1 pseudogene is annotated in these 303 nt (G+C 45.2%); it reads left to right on the forward strand.

What is annotated here, in order from left to right:
• A pseudogene (gene zntA / locus AB4496_RS29530) lies at positions 1-303 on the forward strand (Zn(II)/Cd(II)/Pb(II) translocating P-type ATPase ZntA); the annotation flags it as partial.

A 303-nucleotide genomic window follows, 5' to 3' on the forward strand; every position in this document is an offset into this window, starting at 1 on the left:
TTACAAATTATAGCGATTGCAGCCGCAATGCTCTTCGCAGCACTGTTGAAAAGTACTTCTCCTCAACTAAGTGAAGGTTTGTTTACCGTAACCTGTTTGCTTGGTTTGTATCCAGTGGCCAAGAAAGCAGTTCAATTGGCACGTTCAGGTACGCCGTTTGCAATCGAAACCTTAATGAGTGTTGCCGCGCTCGGTGCTTTATACCTTGGCGAAACAGCTGAAGCTGCGATGGTTCTGTTACTGTTTTTGATTGGTGAGCGTCTAGAGGCATTTGCTTCATCAAGAGCAAGAAGTGGTGTTCAA

This window comes from Vibrio sp. 10N.222.46.A1 (genome assembly GCF_041473595.1).
Lineage (GTDB): Bacteria > Pseudomonadota > Gammaproteobacteria > Enterobacterales > Vibrionaceae > Vibrio > Vibrio tasmaniensis_A.